Source organism: Sphingorhabdus sp. EL138, assembly GCF_945882965.1.
GTDB lineage: Bacteria > Pseudomonadota > Alphaproteobacteria > Sphingomonadales > Sphingomonadaceae > Sphingorhabdus_B.
Window position 1 is genome coordinate 13,143 of sequence record NZ_CAMCWY010000002.1, and the last position, 15,749, is coordinate 28,891.

15 protein-coding genes are annotated in these 15,749 nt (G+C 53.7%); 9 read left to right on the forward strand and 6 right to left on the reverse strand.

What is annotated here, in order from left to right:
* Positions 1 to 16: 16 nt before the first annotated feature.
* Complete coding sequence (locus Q0N43_RS01130; protein ID WP_295441280.1) at positions 17 to 979, forward strand: HEXXH motif-containing putative peptide modification protein; 963 nt, start codon at positions 17 to 19, stop codon at positions 977 to 979.
* Here Q0N43_RS01130 and Q0N43_RS01135 read toward each other — a convergent pair.
* The 6 genes from Q0N43_RS01135 to phnF all read right to left on the reverse strand — a co-directional run bounded on the left by Q0N43_RS01135 (position 957) and on the right by phnF (position 9,099).
* Entirely contained in the window at positions 957 to 2,789 is a 1,833-nt protein-coding gene (locus Q0N43_RS01135; protein WP_295441283.1) for a hypothetical protein, read from the reverse strand. The two genes, Q0N43_RS01130 and Q0N43_RS01135, sit on opposite strands and share 23 nt — an antisense overlap.
* 1,192 nt (positions 2,790 to 3,981) lie before the next feature.
* A complete protein-coding gene (locus Q0N43_RS01140; RefSeq protein ID WP_295441286.1) occupies positions 3,982 to 4,659 on the reverse strand; it encodes a glutathione S-transferase family protein in 678 nt (225 codons plus the stop codon).
* Entirely contained in the window at positions 4,652 to 6,469 is a 1,818-nt protein-coding gene (locus tag Q0N43_RS01145; RefSeq protein WP_295441289.1) for an ABC transporter ATP-binding protein, read from the reverse strand. Before Q0N43_RS01145 ends, Q0N43_RS01140 begins: the two co-directional genes overlap by 8 nt.
* On the reverse strand, positions 6,466 to 7,233 hold the full coding sequence (locus Q0N43_RS01150; RefSeq protein ID WP_295441293.1) for an endonuclease/exonuclease/phosphatase family protein: 768 nt from the start codon (positions 7,231 to 7,233) through the stop codon (positions 6,466 to 6,468). Before Q0N43_RS01150 ends, Q0N43_RS01145 begins: the two co-directional genes overlap by 4 nt.
* A 2-nt stretch (positions 7,234 to 7,235) precedes the next feature.
* Positions 7,236 to 8,372 (reverse strand): alpha-D-ribose 1-methylphosphonate 5-triphosphate diphosphatase, encoded by a 1,137-nt coding sequence (locus Q0N43_RS01155; RefSeq protein WP_295441296.1) that lies wholly within the window; start codon positions 8,370 to 8,372, stop codon positions 7,236 to 7,238.
* Positions 8,373 to 8,391: 19 nt separating this feature from the next.
* Positions 8,392 to 9,099, reverse strand: a complete 708-nt coding sequence (gene phnF, locus Q0N43_RS01160; RefSeq protein ID WP_295441299.1) for a phosphonate metabolism transcriptional regulator PhnF — start codon at positions 9,097 to 9,099, stop codon at positions 8,392 to 8,394.
* 193 nt (positions 9,100 to 9,292) lie between these two features.
* Between phnF and phnG the strand changes: the two genes are divergently transcribed.
* Genes phnG through Q0N43_RS01200 form a run of 8 tightly spaced genes read left to right on the forward strand, consistent with a single transcriptional unit; the run spans position 9,293 to position 15,734 of the window.
* On the forward strand, positions 9,293 to 9,775 hold the full coding sequence (gene phnG / locus Q0N43_RS01165) for a phosphonate C-P lyase system protein PhnG (RefSeq protein WP_295441302.1): 483 nt from the start codon (positions 9,293 to 9,295) through the stop codon (positions 9,773 to 9,775).
* Entirely contained in the window at positions 9,772 to 10,380 is a 609-nt protein-coding gene (gene phnH, locus Q0N43_RS01170; RefSeq protein WP_295441305.1) for a phosphonate C-P lyase system protein PhnH, read from the forward strand. The genes phnG and phnH overlap by 4 nt, the downstream gene beginning before the upstream one ends.
* Positions 10,381 to 10,382: 2 nt before the next feature.
* Complete coding sequence (locus tag Q0N43_RS01175) at positions 10,383 to 11,504, forward strand: carbon-phosphorus lyase complex subunit PhnI (RefSeq protein WP_295441308.1); 1,122 nt, start codon at positions 10,383 to 10,385, stop codon at positions 11,502 to 11,504.
* The gene (locus Q0N43_RS01180; protein WP_295441310.1) at positions 11,501 to 12,418 is read left to right on the forward strand and encodes an alpha-D-ribose 1-methylphosphonate 5-phosphate C-P-lyase PhnJ; all 918 of its coding nucleotides are present in this window, start codon (positions 11,501 to 11,503) and stop codon (positions 12,416 to 12,418) included. Before Q0N43_RS01175 ends, Q0N43_RS01180 begins: the two co-directional genes overlap by 4 nt.
* Positions 12,415 to 13,212 (forward strand): phosphonate C-P lyase system protein PhnK, encoded by a 798-nt coding sequence (gene phnK, locus Q0N43_RS01185; RefSeq protein ID WP_295441313.1) that lies wholly within the window; start codon positions 12,415 to 12,417, stop codon positions 13,210 to 13,212. The genes Q0N43_RS01180 and phnK overlap by 4 nt, the downstream gene beginning before the upstream one ends.
* Positions 13,213 to 13,220: 8 nt before the next feature.
* Positions 13,221 to 13,937 carry a phosphonate C-P lyase system protein PhnL gene (gene phnL / locus Q0N43_RS01190; protein WP_295441316.1) on the forward strand — a complete coding sequence of 239 codons (717 nt, stop codon included), beginning with the start codon at positions 13,221 to 13,223 and terminating at the stop codon, positions 13,935 to 13,937.
* Between the two features lie 3 nt (positions 13,938 to 13,940).
* Positions 13,941 to 15,038 (forward strand): alpha-D-ribose 1-methylphosphonate 5-triphosphate diphosphatase, encoded by a 1,098-nt coding sequence (locus Q0N43_RS01195; RefSeq protein ID WP_295441318.1) that lies wholly within the window; start codon positions 13,941 to 13,943, stop codon positions 15,036 to 15,038.
* A gap of 6 nt (positions 15,039 to 15,044) precedes the next feature.
* Complete coding sequence (locus tag Q0N43_RS01200; RefSeq protein WP_295441321.1) at positions 15,045 to 15,734, forward strand: DUF1045 domain-containing protein; 690 nt, start codon at positions 15,045 to 15,047, stop codon at positions 15,732 to 15,734.
* Positions 15,735 to 15,749: the final 15 nt, after the last annotated feature.

The following is a 15,749-nucleotide window of genomic DNA, read 5'->3' on the forward strand; positions in this document are numbered from 1 at the left end:
CCCCATTAATATTCGAATGGCACAAAGTTTGCGAGAACTCGAACGGGTCATCCCCAAGTGTGAGACGCATCAAAGCTTCGTTCCCGTTGCCGAACATCTCGAAGCAAGTGGCACCGTGGAACCCGAGGCGTTCGCGGCCTACTTTTCGATTATACGGTCTCTGCTTGGCAACCGCAATGTCGATTTAGCGCCATTGTGTTCTCTTATTTACCGAGGGAGAAGGCCGATCACAGCGCAAATTGCAGTGAGAGTTCTAAATTCCCGAGAATTTGGTAACTCAGGAATTCATAGTGTGCGAAAGAATTTTGCCTCAACATCACTGACAGCAAGGCAAATGGCGCTGATCTCGAAGGTTGCAGAGCCAGAGATTAAGCGAAAGATTTCAGCTGCGCTGTGCTTGATCCAGGTAAAAGCTCCCCACGCATCTTCTGCGCTATTTCCCATTACCGCCGAGATTGTTGCAACGGTAGGGGTACCACGCAATGGCATGGACTTCGACGGCTGCAGCAGTATCGAACGTTATGGTTCGATCCTTCTTAACATGCGCCGCAAGCGTACACGGCTCGTGCTGGCTGAAACCATAATCCACGAGAGCGCTCATTCGTTGCTCTTCGCACTTAGTTGCAATGATCACCGAGTCCTCAACTCAGCGTCGGAGACCTACAGGAGTCCGCTAAGGATTGATCCACGGCCTCTAGACGGCATCTACCATGCGGTGTTCGTGATCGCGCGTATGTATAGCTTTCTTGCTGAAATAGCTTTAAATCCAGCAACAAGTTCACGAATGCGGGCCGAGGCCTGCAAACTTCTGCCAGTACGCCACCGCAATTTTCAAGACGGCTTATCGGTGTTGGTCGCGCATGCGCGCTTGACGCCAATTGGACGTGAACTGCTCGATGACGCTGTAGAACGGGTCGAACGTGCGGCTGATCAAGTGTGTGCGGTCTTCCCAGAGTTCAAACCCCGCCAAGTAGTCTAATCATTTTTGACAAGACCATTGGTGGCAGTACTTCCTTCAGATTTCTATGGTTGCGCAAGACTGAACCGACCCGAAATATCTGGGCGCTAGCCTTAAAGGGCAAGCCTGTTATCAAAAATTCGTCTGTCTGAACCACCACGATAAGCACCTCGATATCGGTATCGCGGAGCAAAGCGGTACATCGCTGCGTAAGTGTTGCCATCTCAGCAAAACGATATTCGGTGCCACAGTGACCAAGCGACAGAGCGTGGGTGGTTAGCGCTGCCCTAGTTCCGGCATTGGTAAGTTCATTCAGTCTTCGACGTGCCGCTTGCAAGGCCTGGGCGCCACCCACGAAACACTCGACAGGAATGCACCCGCTCGTTTCATTGGGAAACATCGCATCAATATTCGCTCTGGCTGTATTCTCACCAATCTGTGGTTCGAAGTTAATCTCGCTAATAGCCGCACCATTCTCATACCAAGGCTTTGTTGGGTCTGGCGAGACAAGGTCAGCACCTAAGCTTTCCAAGCGAAAAAGTCTGGATAGCCGTTCGACAAGCGCGATGTTTTCCGGATGAACTTTATCCGTTATTACTTCGTTATGGCCGGCATATTCTTTCAGGTTCGCGGCCCGAAGAAAAGCCAGTTGGTCAACTGCTAAGACATCATCAGGTGTGAACCCCTGTGAGGACAAGCAATCTAGCGCTTCGTCGTCGAAGGGAAGAGGTGCGGTCTGCAAATGCTTGGCCTTACAGTTATGCGCATTGTTAAACGCGTTCAACAAATCGCGAATGGATTTGAAGCCGTCACCCTTCACGGCTGACGGTAAACGCGAATACGCGAAAACAAACCGCCCGCCAAAAGTCACTAGGCGGTGGCAGTGTCCGGGAATACGGCTTTGAACCATAATACGTGGAGACAGTTTTCGGGCCGCCTCGAAGGCAGATTGAACCGCCATATCTGACCTCAGATCCAAGAAGACCCCTTCACTGCGTTCCAAATTTGCAGGCTTCAATACGACAGGAAACCCGATCTTGTTTGCAGCTTCCACGGCCGCGTTGCTGTCTTGAACCTTGATACTCTGAGGGACCGGCGCGCCCACGCCTTTGAAAAATACTTCGGATAAATCTTTTCTGTTAGAGATATTTGCGCCCAATACAGAGTCGCGGTCAGTTGAGCTTTTCCTGATCAGTCGTGCGTGTTTGCCTGTGCCAAGCTGAAATACGCCTGATCCAAGATGGGATATTTGAATGCCGCGTTTATGGGCTTCCCTCAGCACCGGTATGGTCGACACCCCGCGCATCAGCACCTGTTGCATGGAAATCAAAAATTTGCCGAGTAAGGCATCCGCCGCCTCTTTGAATGCAGCTTGATCTGGGTTTGCAAGCAATTTGAGGAGGATTACACTGTAGCCATAAGCTCGGGCAATTTGCTTTTCATCGTAATTCTCAATCGCAGGGACATTTGCTTTGATAGAGTAAGTATTTTTAGTAGCATCGGCAACCTGAATGCTTTGAACAAATTCGGTGGAAAAGGAGGGACAGCCTCCATCTCGCAAAATGCTGCGTGCTAACGCAAACGCGCATTGTATATATTGCTCGACATGCAAAGGTATACCGAAAGATTTTGGAATTTGGAGCGCGTTGACTTCCTCCAGGTTCATTAGGAAGATGTTGGACAACACCGTTGTTGCAGTATCAATAACAAATTCAGTTGGAGCAGTGAAAGTCATCACGATAGAGACCGATTGCTGCTCTATTCCAAACCCGTAACCCAACAGCTGGGCCGAAGCGTTAACCTTCAAATTCTTATCAGATATTTGATCCATAAAACGCCAGCATGTCTTCCTGATGTGTCTGAAATTGTGTTAATGCATTTTCATTCTGCAAACAGCCCTAAAGATTAGATAGGGACGCAACCGCCGGACGTGGCATCATAAACCCGCAGCAGGAGCCCGAGCGGTTATGCACCTCCTAAGAACGAGCGCTTTCAGTCGAAAGAGAGATACTGCTAAATCGAGTTACAATGCCAGCTGGTTTCTGACAAGGCCAGCCCGTCGAAGATTGCATATCGGACCAGACATTGCTCTACTCCCAACGATTTGCTCCGTGGTCGGGTTTAGGTCGCGTTGACAAAAGGGATACCCGCGGCATTCGCACTTTAGAACTCTGCAAATGGCAGCTTACCCTATGCGCTGCGCCATAAACTGCCGTTCCGAATCGTCCAACAAGCTAGCCGTATCAACGTTGCTGATGCAATGTCCGCTAATGATGAAACCATCTGGCGTCTATAATGACTGCATTTGGGCGCAAAGCTGCCGCTCTGCATTTGTCTGGAAACCTGAACACAAAGCCTTCTGAGAAAATGCCGCTGAAAATGTTCGGATCGTGTTCGGATTTTGCACGGTCATTATAAAAATCTGATTTATAATGGAATTTTCATCGAACTGAATCTTGCCAAGGTTGGGGTCGAGGGTTCGAATCCCTTCGCCCGCTCCAATGATTTCAATGCTTTAGGCTAGAGAGTCTTGGCTGCAAAAAGCAGTGTTATAGACTGCGTTTTTATCAGCGTTCTGATTAGAACGCCCGCGTAAAAATCTTGTAAATTCAGCGTTTAAGTCGGCCTCGGATGCGGCATGGCCGGTATACGCAATTGTTATTGCACCAATCATTGTGTTCAGCTTGCCCCTAAAAACGGATGAGCAAGCTCATCCGTAATGCTTTGGGACCGGTCCGCGCAATTCCAAAAGCCACAAAAGTCACATCTGCCCGGGAAGAGCCGTTGGCGTCCAACACCGTTCGCCAGCGTTCCAATTGGAATAGTCTATTTTGACGGGAAGCCTAATGGCTCTCGTCCTTGAGCTGTTGTGATAGCAGCATTTGGGCCGAGAGCGGACTGTCCGCATTTAAAAAGGCAAACGATGATGCAGACATTCGACCGGAGCGGCTTGATTATGGGTTTTGCTGATATTCCGGACATTGAGATGGAGTATTGGCGAAACGCCTATCTAGCTCCCCCAATCATCCGCCAATACGCTGCATGCCCGCCGAAACTTGCGTTAATATATGATCCTCGAACGGTTTCCTTAAGCAGAGCCGTCCATAATAGCTTCGTACATTGGTCGGGATGCCGAGTTCGAGCTCTTCTGGGCACCGCATCAGTCGGTGGAGCCAGCCGCCCAGCGCGAAGTCGGCGATGCCCAAATTTTGTCCGCCAAGGAAGTTTTTATCGCCCAATAAAAGCTCTAGCATGCCAAGTTGTGGTTTTAGCAAAGAGATAGCTACCGAACAGCTTTCCAACGTGGCGTCAGAATTCTTATAGGCGGCTCGAACCGCACTGACGGCGCGGGCAAAGGCCGGGCCCCAATCCATAATCGCTTCAGCCTGAGCGCGTTCAAAAGGGTCCAAGGGAATCATATCGCCTTTGGCGTATACCGCGCATAGATAGCGAACGATGGCTTGCGATTCCCAAAGAGTCCGGCCATCGGGCAACTCTACCGCCGGGATGGTGCCAGCCGGATTGCGCGCGCGGTGTGCCGGATCGTCGTTGCCCCCAAAGGCTCCGCCCCAGTCGACTCTTCGATAAGGCAAATTGAGCTCGCCGATGGTCCACATCACCCGTGAAACAGCTGAACTGTCGGGCCGTCCCCAGACAATGATGGGCGAGCTATCGTTCAAGTCTGCTTGTGGGTCAGGCACAGATCAACGCGTCCGGGCGGTGGCTGGCGATCTCGAAAAGCTGGCGATAGCGGCCATTTCGGCGTTGCATGAGCAGCTTGTGGTTTCCTTCCTCAACAATCGCACCGTCGTCGAAAACCAATATGCGATCAACCTGTTCAACCGTCGATAGCCGGTGCGCGATAACGATCGTTGTTCGTCCATAAGCAAGCTCACGGACGGCCTCCTGCACCAACCGTTCGGTTTCTGTGTCTAGGCTAGACGTCGCCTCGTCAAGGAGCAGGATGGGACGATCTGCCAATATCGCCCGGGCGATGGCAATACGTTGCCTTTCTCCGCCAGACAATTTTGCCCCGCGTTCGCCTACGACCATGTCATAGCCTTTTTCAAGTCGAACGATAAAATCGTGCGCGCGTGCGCGCTTCGCGGCATCAATGATGTCCTCAAGACTCGCGTCAGGTCGCCCATAGGCAATGTTTTCAGCTAGGCTGCGGTGAAAGAGCACAGGTTCTTGGGGGACAACCGATGTAATGCTCCGCAATTGTTCAAGCCGCATGGAAGCGACATCATTGCCGTCGATCAGGATTTTACCCTGCTGGGGTTCATAAAGTCGCTGAATCATTTTGACGATCGTCGACTTTCCCGAACCCGATGGACCGACCAGTGCCACCTGCTCGCCGGCATCAATCGTGAAGCTCAGACTGCGATACACAGCGCCGCCATTGGGATATGCAAAACTAACTTGTTCGAAACGGATTGCACCGTCCACCGCTATTTTGGCGGGTTCACCGCTCGGCGCCAATTCTACTGGATCGGACAATAGAAACTCTGCCGCATCCTCCAGCTCAGCATAAGCACGTTGAAAAACTCTGATGTCTTGTCCCAATGTCCGCAACTGGCCCGAGAGCATGAGCAGCGCAGAAATGGCAAAGGCCAGTTCTGCCGTGCCTGCCTTTTGCAGCGTCGCCTGCCACGCAATGGCTCCAAGAACGCTCATTTGAGTGATGGTCCATAAAAGCATCTGGATGGCGTTTGTGTCGGTGGCTCGGTTGAACGAGGGCGCCGCTGCGGCGAGCCATTCGTTCGAAACGGCCTGCAGTCTTTTGTCTTCGCGCGCTTCGGCGGCAAAGGCCTTAACCGTTGCATTATTTGTGACCGCGTCGGCCAAAGCCCCTGTCAACCGACTGTCACGCGATGCTGAGATTACACCGAGCGGTCTCACCCATTTTGCAGACAAGAACCAGCTCACCGTCAGATAGAAACCAGTGCAGATAAAGAATGCAATACCCGCATAGGGCACAGCAACATACATCATTCCGCCAAGCACGAGCATGAGAAGCAGCGGCTGCAGCAGCCGAAGTATTATGATATTGCTGATCATGTCCAGCGCCCATCGGGCGCGTGAGATGCGGTGGACCGTGGCGCCGGAAAATGCGTTGCTGTGCCAATCGGCCGACATTCGCTGCACGCGGGCAAAGAGGTCCATCTGCAGGCGTTGCATCGACCGAGCCGTGAGCCCGTTCCATAACCTGTCCAATAGCTGCTTCAATATGATGGCAACGGTCATGGCTCCGCCTGCAAATGCGAAATGGTGCCATAGTTCATTTGCCGGGTCGGCGCGGCCAGGGTTACTGACCGCATCGACCAATCGGCCAAGCGCAACCGGGGTAAGCGACTCTGCCCCGATCATCGCAAAAAGCAAGACGAAAACGAGCACAATAGTCCCACGTTCAATCAGCCAATAGCGTGCAAAGGCAGCCAACGTCTGCCGCCAGTCTAGTGTTGTCGTTCGCCGCGGAACATAGCCCGGATTTCCACCGCCGCCACTCATGCCCGCACCAGATCGGCGAGGATGGCCGGATGATCGCTTGGTCCTGCATCGGGGTCATCATCATGGGGGGCGAGAACGACGTCCCGGCTGACCGTCCATTGCTCGTTGTAGGAGGAGTATAGAAGAATGTGATCGAGCGATCCATCGGCGGGAGAAATTGCACATTGTGCCTTTACGGCAAGTGCAGCGCTGACCGGATGTAGCCGACGGCGCGCCATAATCGGGTCTAAATCCACATCGCCCGCGCGGGCATTTAAATCCCCGAGCAATATGGTTGTTGAGGGCTGGCGACTGGACAACATATCGGCAAGGGCATTGGCCTGCGCCATGCGCGTCCGTTGCCCCGCCGCATCGCGCAAATGGGTGAGATGCGTGCAACCGATGTGGAGCAGCTCGTTTGCAAATGGAAGTGAGATGAGCAGCAGCGCCCGTTCGCCGTCTCTGCTATCAACGGGTAAATGGATGAGTTCGATTGTCTCAGGTGCAGCGCGGCTCAAGATCGCCATGTCTGATCGTGACAGCGTGTCTTGCTTATTGTGAACGCGCGTTTTTTCGCGAAGCTCACCCCGCGTTAGATGCAGCCCGCACGCGCGGGCGATAGACGCAGCGACATCGATCTTCAAATCGGGCGCAACAAAACATTCCTGCAGCGCGATGACATCTGCATCGATTTCGGGCAAAAGCTTAAGCAGCTTCTCCAGCCGTTCTTCGAAACGGCCCTCATTTTTCCAGAGATTAAACGACAGACATCGAAGGCGTTCCATGCTTAAGCTACACGCTGGCCGGCGACCCAGACCGAACGAACAACAGGGAAGCTTGCATCTTTGCTGACGCGCAGAATATCCGCGCGCTGCCCTACTGCGATTTCGCCGCGGTCCTCAAGTCCAACCGCGCGCGCAGGAACGCGAGTGACGGTTGCAACCGCGTCCGGCAAGGACCAGCCATGGGGTTCCTCGGGCAAACGAAAAGCACATTCGATAAGGCTGCGTGGAACATAGTCCGATGCAAATCCATCGAGCAGATTGTCGTTAGCTAAATCATGCGCACTGACGTTGCCTGAATAAGATCCACCCCGGATAAGGTTGGGGCCCCCCATGATGTTCAACATTCCCAATCGGCGCGCTTCCTCTGCGGCTTCTGCAGTAACAGGAAATTCAGAGATGACTGCGCCTGCGGCGTGCGCGGCTTGGACATGCTCCACCGTTTGGTCATCATGTGCAGCAAGGATCAGACCAAATTGCTTGGCCATCTCCGACATATAAGCGCGGTTGCTTTCCACATTGGCCGCCTGATCGTCGAGGCGCTGTGCAAGCCGCGATTGGACTTCGGCTTCGTTCATCTCTTTGCGCCATGTGCGATCTAGAAAGAAATCAAGATGCATATACTGGCGCTGCCCCGGCGTATGATCCATCAACGAGGCAAGTTTCGTCATGGGGTGCGGTACAAATTCGTCAAGCAAGCGCGGCAAAGAACTGATTGGCAATTCGCACCGCCAGTGCATGAAATGGGTGGCACGCAAAGCGCCGCCGTTTTGCGCGGTCGATACGCCTTTGACGAGATGCCGAAGATTGTCGAGACCGCGCGCTTCACCTCTGTCCCATGCGCCCAAGGCGAGGCTATCCAAAACTGTGGTAACGCCGCTGGCGATACAGACCCCGTCATGCGCGATTGCCGCTGAAACAGGATTCCAGTCAATATTAGGCCGCGGGAAGTAATGGCGCTCCAGATTGTCTGTGTGAATGTCAATAATCCCAGGGATTAAATAATCACCGCCAAAATCAATCGCATTATTATTAGTGATGCCGTCGTCAATTTGCGTGATTACGTCATCTTCCATTATAAGCGTGCCATGAACGACCTTGTCGGCGAGAACTATCTGGGCATTTGAAATTGTCGTTTGCACTGGTAATTCCTGATTTTGTTTAATGGGAAATTTCGTCGGGTGTAATCATCAGCTCGACCCGGTCAGACGCCATGCGCGCCTCTCCATATTCAAGCACGATACCATCGGTGTCATGATTAACCGCTTGTGTAACAATCAACGGAACATGCCGGGGCATGTCCAGAAGTTCACAGTCTTCAGCGCTGGGCGGGCGGGCAGTGATACGCGTTTGCGCTCTGACATAATCATGCACGCCCTGCGCTTTCAGTGCGGCTGTTATCGATTCAACTTTCTCATATTCAACGATAAAATTGGCGAAACGGCTCGCTAGAAAATAGTGTGTTCCAATTCCGGTGGGTTGCCCGTTGACGATGGATATCCGTTCGAGACAGATTACCGGTGTTGTCCGGTTGATGCCGAACGCGCGCGCGGCATCTGGCGGAATCGGAACGATCTCCAGTCGCCTTGTACGGTGAATGTGGCTGGCATGGGCCTGTTGAACCATTTCGCCAAAACGCGTGCGGCGCTGGATTTTGATTGGAAGTGTCGGGCGACGGACAAAGCTTCCGCGCCCCTGATGGCTATCTATCAAGCCTCGGTCTGCAAGATGTTTCAGGGCATGTCGCACCATGTGCCGGGTCACGTAATATTTTTGTTCCAAGTCATGCTCGGTGGGTAACTTATCCCCCGGGCCAAGAATACGATCCTGAATGGAACGTTCCAGCTCGTCGGCGATAATTTTCCACATAAATACAGGCCTTCGAGCAACGAAACGTCCATCGCAGATAAAAATGTCAATATAGTGACAGAAGTTGATAGAAGGTGACAGTATTCAACAAGTTTTAGTTGATTAACATTATTGTAACAAATTTATATTTGCATTTTTCGGTATGGATAAAGTATTGTCACAATATACAAATCTTCAATTTGTTGAGTATGCTATGAAAAATGATGTTTCTGTTGAAGTTGAATCCAGCGCGATAGCAGTGCGCCAGCGAGCGCACGGGCTGATTGCCAAGTCGCCGCATGAAATGGTTCGGGACCTTTTTGACCGGATTGAAAATCTGCCGAACATCAAGCAAGTGCGTCCCACCGATACGGGACTCATCATGGTGCGTGGCAAGGTTGGGGGCGATGGTGCGCGTTTCAACTTGGGTGAATTGCCCCTGACGAGAGCGGCGTTGCGTATAGACGGTGGGCAGGTTGGCATCGGCTATGTTGCCGGACGAAACAGCGATCATGCCGAACTAGCAGCGCTGGCGGATGCAATGGTCCAGAGCGAAACATGGGGCGGTGTTCTTGAAGAAAAGGTGTTGGTGCCGCTCGCCGATGCAGTTCGCGACAAGAAAACCGAAAACGGACGCAAAGCGGCCGCGACCAAAGTCGATTTTTTCACCATGGTTCGGACAAGGAAAGAAAAATGACCGCTGCATTATCGCTTCAGGATATTCAGCCCGGATTTGCCGATCCGGTCTATGATGCCCAGCGGATTTTTAGGCGGCTGATGGACGCGATGGCGCGGCCGGGTCGGATAGTTGATATCGATGCTGACATTGTGCCGCCCGTTCCGGGGCTTGAAGGGTTAAGCGCCATTGCATTGACGCTGCTCGACTTTGAAACACCCGTTTATTTGCCGCGCGGTGAAATAGGCGAGGCTTTATCAGGATGGCTGCGTTTTCACTGCGGCTGCCCGGTCACAACTGACCCGCAAGAAGCGGTTTTCGCAATTTTATCGGTGACAGAGTTGCTGCCAATTTCGGCATTCAACTCGGGCGATCCAAAATATCCTGATCGCTCGACCACATTATTACTGGCTTGCCCCGCGCTAGAAGGCGGCAAACATGTCAGCCTGACGGGTCCGGGCATCAAGGAAGCCGCGCATATTGCCCCGTCCGGTATACCCGATAGCTTTTGGAACGAAGTCATGGGTGATCGTTCGCAATTCCAACTGGGCGTCGACATCATCATGGGCACAAGCAACGCCGTCATCGGCCTACCACGGACCACCCGCATCAACGAGGAGAGCTAGATATGGCTTATGTTTCGGTCAAAGGCGGAGAACGCGCCATTAGTAATGCCCATGCTTGGCTTGATGAAGCCCGGCGCGGCGACACAAATGTGCCAGAACTTGGGGTCGCGCAGATCCGTGAACAATTGTCGCTGGCCGTCGACCGGGTGATGATGGAAGGAAGCTGCTACGATCCCGATCTTGCCGCACTTGCGATCAAACAGGCGCGTGGCGACGTGACCGAAGCAATCTTTTTGTTGCGCGCCTATCGCACCACACTCTCACGTTTTGGTGCATCGGAACCAATCAATACGACAAAAATGTCCGTCGCACGCCGCGTTTCGGCAGCGTTTAAGGATATCCCCGGCGGGCAAATCCTGGGGCCAACCTTTGACTATACGCATCGGCTGATCGACTTCGGCTTGAGCGATGACAAAACAGTACCCGCAGCCCCGCTTGGCGACACGCCGGTTGCCGAGCACATCCCGGCAATTGCGTCTGTGTTTGCCCATGAAGCGTTACTGGAACCTGCCCCGACCGATGCAGACGATGGCGCCGAGCCCTATGATTTAACGCGTCAGCCAATGGCATTTCCGGCTGGGCGCGACCAACGACTTCAAGCGCTCGCCCGTGGTGATGAAGGTTTCCTTCTAAGCCTCGCGTATGCCTCGCAACGCGGATGGGGTAATACACACCCTCTATGCGGAGAAATTCGCATGGGCGAAGTGGCAGTCGAATTTACGCCGGAGGAACTCGGGTTCCCAATCGAAGTTGGCGAAATAACGGTCACTGAATGTCAGATGATTTCAAATTTCGAAGGATCGGCAGAAAGCCCCCCGCAATTCACGCGCGGCTATGGTCTGACCTTTGGTCATAATGAACGCAAAGCGATGAGCATGGCGATCGTTGACCGCGCACTGCGCCATGCCGAAGTTGGCGAAGCGGGCGTGCATGCCGTTCAGGATGAAGAATTTGTGCTTTATCATAGCGACAATGTCGAAGCGTCGGGCTTCGTCCAGCATTTAAAGCTGCCGCACTATGTCGACTTTCAAGCCGAATTACAGTTCGTACGTCGGCTTAAAAAGGAATGGGAAGAAGCGCGTGCCAATTCCGATACCAGTGAATTTGCCGAGGCAGCGGAATGAACGCGCCATCAAACTTGCCTGCCAACAGGGTCTACAACTACGCCTATCTTGACGAGCAGACAAAGCGGATGATCCGCCGGTCGATACTGAAGGCCATCGCCATTCCGGGCTACCAAGTGCCATTCGGGTCACGTGAAATGCCGGTGCCTTATGGCTGGGGAACCGGGGGTATTCAGGTGACTGCATCCATTATCGGTCCGGACGATGTGTATAAATGCATCGACCAAGGCGCCGATGACACGACTAACGCTGTGTCCATCCGGCGTTTTTTCGCGCGCGTTGCCGATGTGGCGACGACCGAGCAAACCGAAGAGGCGACGATCATCCAGACGCGCCACCGAATCCCGGAAGCGCCGCTGCAGGAAGGCCAAATTATGGTCTACCAAGTGCCGCAGCCTGAGCCGTTACGCGGGCTGGAGCCACGTGAGACTGAAACCCGCGCGATGCATGCCTATGAAGAATATGGGCTCCAATATCTGTCGCTTTACGAAAGTGTCGCTGCTTATGGCCGTATCGCTGGCGGCGCTGGCTATCCGGTGCTGGTGGACGAGCGGTATCTGATGTCGCCCTCGCCAATCCCAAAATTCGACAACCCGAAGCTGCACCAAAGCGAGGCGCTTCACCTGTTTGGCGCGGGACGCGAAAAGCGCATTTATGCTGTGCCGCCGCATACCGATGTGCGCAGTCTGGATTTTGAGGATTACCCTTTCGAAATCCAAAGCTGGGACGAAGTATGCGCGCTGTGCAATTGCGACAGCAGCTACAAGGACGAAGTGATCCTTGACGATGACGGCAACCGCATGTTCGTCTGTTCGGACAGTGCGTATTGCGGTGAGCGCCGAAAGCAAGGCCATAGCGGCCCATTGGCTGGCCATGCGCTGGATCAGTTAGATCAGCCGGAGGACGCCGAATGAGCATGATCACACCTATCGAACGTGATGAACAGCTGCTTGTTGTCGAAGGCTTAGACAAATCCTTCGGTCCGATTGGCGCCTGCCGCGATGTCAGTTTTGAACTACGCCGGGGAGAGATTTTAGGCATTGTTGGAGAGAGCGGATCGGGCAAGACAACATTGTTGCGGTGCATTTCGGGTCAGCTTGAACCAACTGGAGGCCAAGTCCTATTCAACAGCCGCCGTCATGGAATGCACGACATTTTCGCGCTGTCCGAACAGGACCGTCGCCGAATCGCACGTGAGGAATGGGGTTATGTCCACCAAAATCCGCGCGATGGTTTACGCATGCGCGTATCGGGGGGCGCAAATGTCGCTGAACCGCTCATGATGAACGGCCGCCGCCATTATGGCGAAATGCGCGAACAGTCCTTGAACTGGTTTGAGCGGGTGGAACTGGATCTTGGCCGCATTGACAATAAGCCGCGCACCTTTTCGGGCGGTATGCAACAGCGTCTGCAAATCGCCCGCAATCTCATCCACAATCCAAGCCTGGTGTTCATGGACGAGCCCACTGGCGGCCTTGACGTGTCGGTTCAGGCGCGGCTTCTTGATCTCATGCGCGTCTTGGTGCGTGAAATGGGTCTGGCTGCCATTATCGTGACCCATGACATTGGCGTCGCGAGACTGCTGGCCGACCGGCTGCTGGTCATGAAATCCGGCTTCGTGGTCGAACAAGGCCTGACTGATCAGGTGCTTGACGATCCGCAGCATGGCTACACCCAGCTGCTCGTTTCCTCCGTACTTCAGATTTGAGCAAAGATATGACCATGATGGAAGATCAAGCTGCCGCCATCCGTATTGAGGCTATTGCAAAGACATTCACGCTGCACAATCAGGGCAGTACATTGGTGCCGGTTTTTGCAAATGTTTCGCTTGAAGTTGCCGCTGGCGAATGCGTGGTGTTGAGCGGCGTATCAGGGGTAGGCAAATCGACGATGCTGCGCGCTATTTATGGCAATTATGTGCCAAGCGATGGCTCAGTGAAGTTATTTCATGACGGTGAATATGTGGATATCACTAATGCGCCACCACATGTCGTTCTCGACATTCGGCGGCGGACAATGGGCTATGTCAGCCAGTTCCTGCGGGTCATTCCACGGATACAGACACTGCAATTGGTGATGGAACCCTTGCTGGAAAACAGCGTCGATGCAGGGGAGGCGAAGGACCGGGCCGAAGCTATTCTTGCGATGCTTAACCTTCCCAAGGCATTATGGGGTCTGCCACCTGCAACATTTTCGGGTGGTGAGCAGCAGCGCGTGAACATCGCGCGTGTGATGGTGCGTGAATATCCGGTGTTGCTGCTCGACGAGCCAACGGCATCGCTTGATGCGGCCAATAGGCAGACGGTCATCAAGCTAATGAATGCAGCACGTGATCGCGGCACCGCCATGGTAGGCATCTTTCACGATGAAGCCGTGCGCAACGCAGTTGCAACGCGCTTTTTCGATGTAACCGAATATCGACTGGCGGCCTGATTTATGCGCGAAACACGTATCTTCAGCAATTATGTTGTAACATCCGACGCGGTCATATCGGCAGAAATTTTGGTCCGTGACGGTGTGATCGAAGCGATTGAACCACGCACGTCTGCGTCGGCTGGAGCAGACGACTGGGGCGACGATTACATCATTCCGGGCCTGGTCGATATCCATACAGACAATCTCGAAAAGCATTACCAGCCGCGTCCGGGTGCCACATGGGATTCTGTCGGCGCGGTTATGGCGCATGATGCCCAGTGCATATCGGCAGGGATTACGACCGTCTTTGACTCGCTGTGCCTGCACGGTGAGCGCAACGGTCTTAACCGAGCCGAAGCCTTTCCGGTATTGATCGACGCGATCGAATCTGCCGCGAGCCAAGGTTTTTTGAAAGCAGAGCATATCCTGCACATCCGTTGCGAAGTTACAAATCCTGCCTTAATGGACGGGCTGGAACCGCAGCTTGATAATCCGCGGGTGAAAATGCTTTCGCTGATGGATCACAGGCCGGGTCAGCGGCAATTGAGAAGTAGGACCGTCAACGAAGCGGTTGATGCCGAAGCCGAGAGCCTCGCCGAATTATGCGCCAGCCATCGCGCGAAGATTGCCGGCATTTCTGCCCATTATGGCTTTACCCTCGCCGCGCATGATGACGCGACCGTCGAACAGGTGCGGGAAGCTAGTGCATTTGGATGCACCATGGCGGAATTTCCCGTGACAATCGAGGCCGCGCAAGAGGCACGCGCGTCGGAAATGGTGATCGCGATGGGAGCGCCCAACTTGGTGCGCGGCGGATCGCACTCTGGCAATTTATCGGCAGGTGCGGCGGCAAAAGCGGATCTGCTGGACATTATTACGTCGGACTATATTCCCTTTTCAATGCTGCGAGCCGCTTTCCTGCTGACTGAGGAACCCTATGGCTGGTCGTTACCGCGCGCAATCGCGACGGTGACTCACGCGCCCGCCAAGGCAACTGCGCTCACTGACCGTGGTAGAGTTGCTAAGGGGTTTAACGCGGATCTCGTTCGCGTCGCCTGGCAAGCTGGCAAATGGCCGCGCCCGGTTTCAGTCTGGCGCGGCGGTGAACGGGTAGCCTGACGAGACATGACAGGCCGCTATGCCATTTATTACGCGCCCGACTCAGACAGTCCATTATGGCTGCGCGCATCCCAGTGGTTGGGTCGCGATGCCGCATCTAGACAGGATGTTCCACAATATGTCCCTATAGGCTCTGATGCCGCAGCGTTTTCGGCGCTGACAGCGGACGCCCGTCATTATGGCTTCCACGCCACATTGAAAGCACCATTCGCGCTCGCCGACGATGCTTGCGAAGAAGAACTCATTGCGGCGGTTGAGGAATTCGCAACCCAACGCGCCGCTTTTTCAGTGGAAATTGCGCCTCAGATACTTGGGCATTTCATCGCCTTTCGGTTAGCCGAAAAATCTGCGGAAATGCTGGCCTTGCATGAAGACTGCGTTTGCGAATTCGACAACTTCCGGGCGCTTCCGACCCATGCAGAATTGGAGCGAAGGCGCAAAGCGAAGCTGAGCGAACAACAGGACCGGCAGCTGGTGGAATGGGGTTACCCCTATATCTTTGACGATTTCAGGTTTCATATGACGCTGTCGGGTCGAATCGAAGATGCCGCGATGCGCCAAGCATTTCTGGACGCAGCGATGGCATTTTTTGCCGACGATATCGGTGCGCATCGGTTCGGATCTCTGTGCGTCTTCCATCAGCCAGACCGTGAAAGTAACTTTAATGTCAAAGCCCGCTTCCCGTTCTTGGGCTGATGATTTTTAAGTTTT

Excerpts from the sequence above, each read along its gene's own strand:
- Q0N43_RS01130 (WP_295441280.1), top strand. The coding sequence starts at position 17 with ATGGCACAAAGTTTGCGAGAACTCGAACGGGTCATCCCCAAGTGTGAG.
- Q0N43_RS01135 (WP_295441283.1), bottom strand. The coding sequence starts at position 2,789 with ATGGATCAAATATCTGATAAGAATTTGAAGGTTAACGCTTCGGCCCAG.
- Q0N43_RS01145 (WP_295441289.1), bottom strand. The coding sequence starts at position 6,469 with ATGAGTGGCGGCGGTGGAAATCCGGGCTATGTTCCGCGGCGAACGACA.
- Q0N43_RS01150 (WP_295441293.1), bottom strand. The coding sequence starts at position 7,233 with ATGGAACGCCTTCGATGTCTGTCGTTTAATCTCTGGAAAAATGAGGGC.
- phnF (WP_295441299.1), bottom strand. The coding sequence starts at position 9,099 with ATGTGGAAAATTATCGCCGACGAGCTGGAACGTTCCATTCAGGATCGT.
- phnG (WP_295441302.1), top strand. The coding sequence starts at position 9,293 with ATGAAAAATGATGTTTCTGTTGAAGTTGAATCCAGCGCGATAGCAGTG.
- phnH (WP_295441305.1), top strand. The coding sequence starts at position 9,772 with ATGACCGCTGCATTATCGCTTCAGGATATTCAGCCCGGATTTGCCGAT.
- Q0N43_RS01175 (WP_295441308.1), top strand. The coding sequence starts at position 10,383 with ATGGCTTATGTTTCGGTCAAAGGCGGAGAACGCGCCATTAGTAATGCC.
- Q0N43_RS01180 (WP_295441310.1), top strand. The coding sequence starts at position 11,501 with ATGAACGCGCCATCAAACTTGCCTGCCAACAGGGTCTACAACTACGCC.
- phnK (WP_295441313.1), top strand. The coding sequence starts at position 12,415 with ATGAGCATGATCACACCTATCGAACGTGATGAACAGCTGCTTGTTGTC.
- phnL (WP_295441316.1), top strand. The coding sequence starts at position 13,221 with ATGACCATGATGGAAGATCAAGCTGCCGCCATCCGTATTGAGGCTATT.
- Q0N43_RS01195 (WP_295441318.1), top strand. The coding sequence starts at position 13,941 with ATGCGCGAAACACGTATCTTCAGCAATTATGTTGTAACATCCGACGCG.
- Q0N43_RS01200 (WP_295441321.1), top strand. The coding sequence starts at position 15,045 with ATGACAGGCCGCTATGCCATTTATTACGCGCCCGACTCAGACAGTCCA.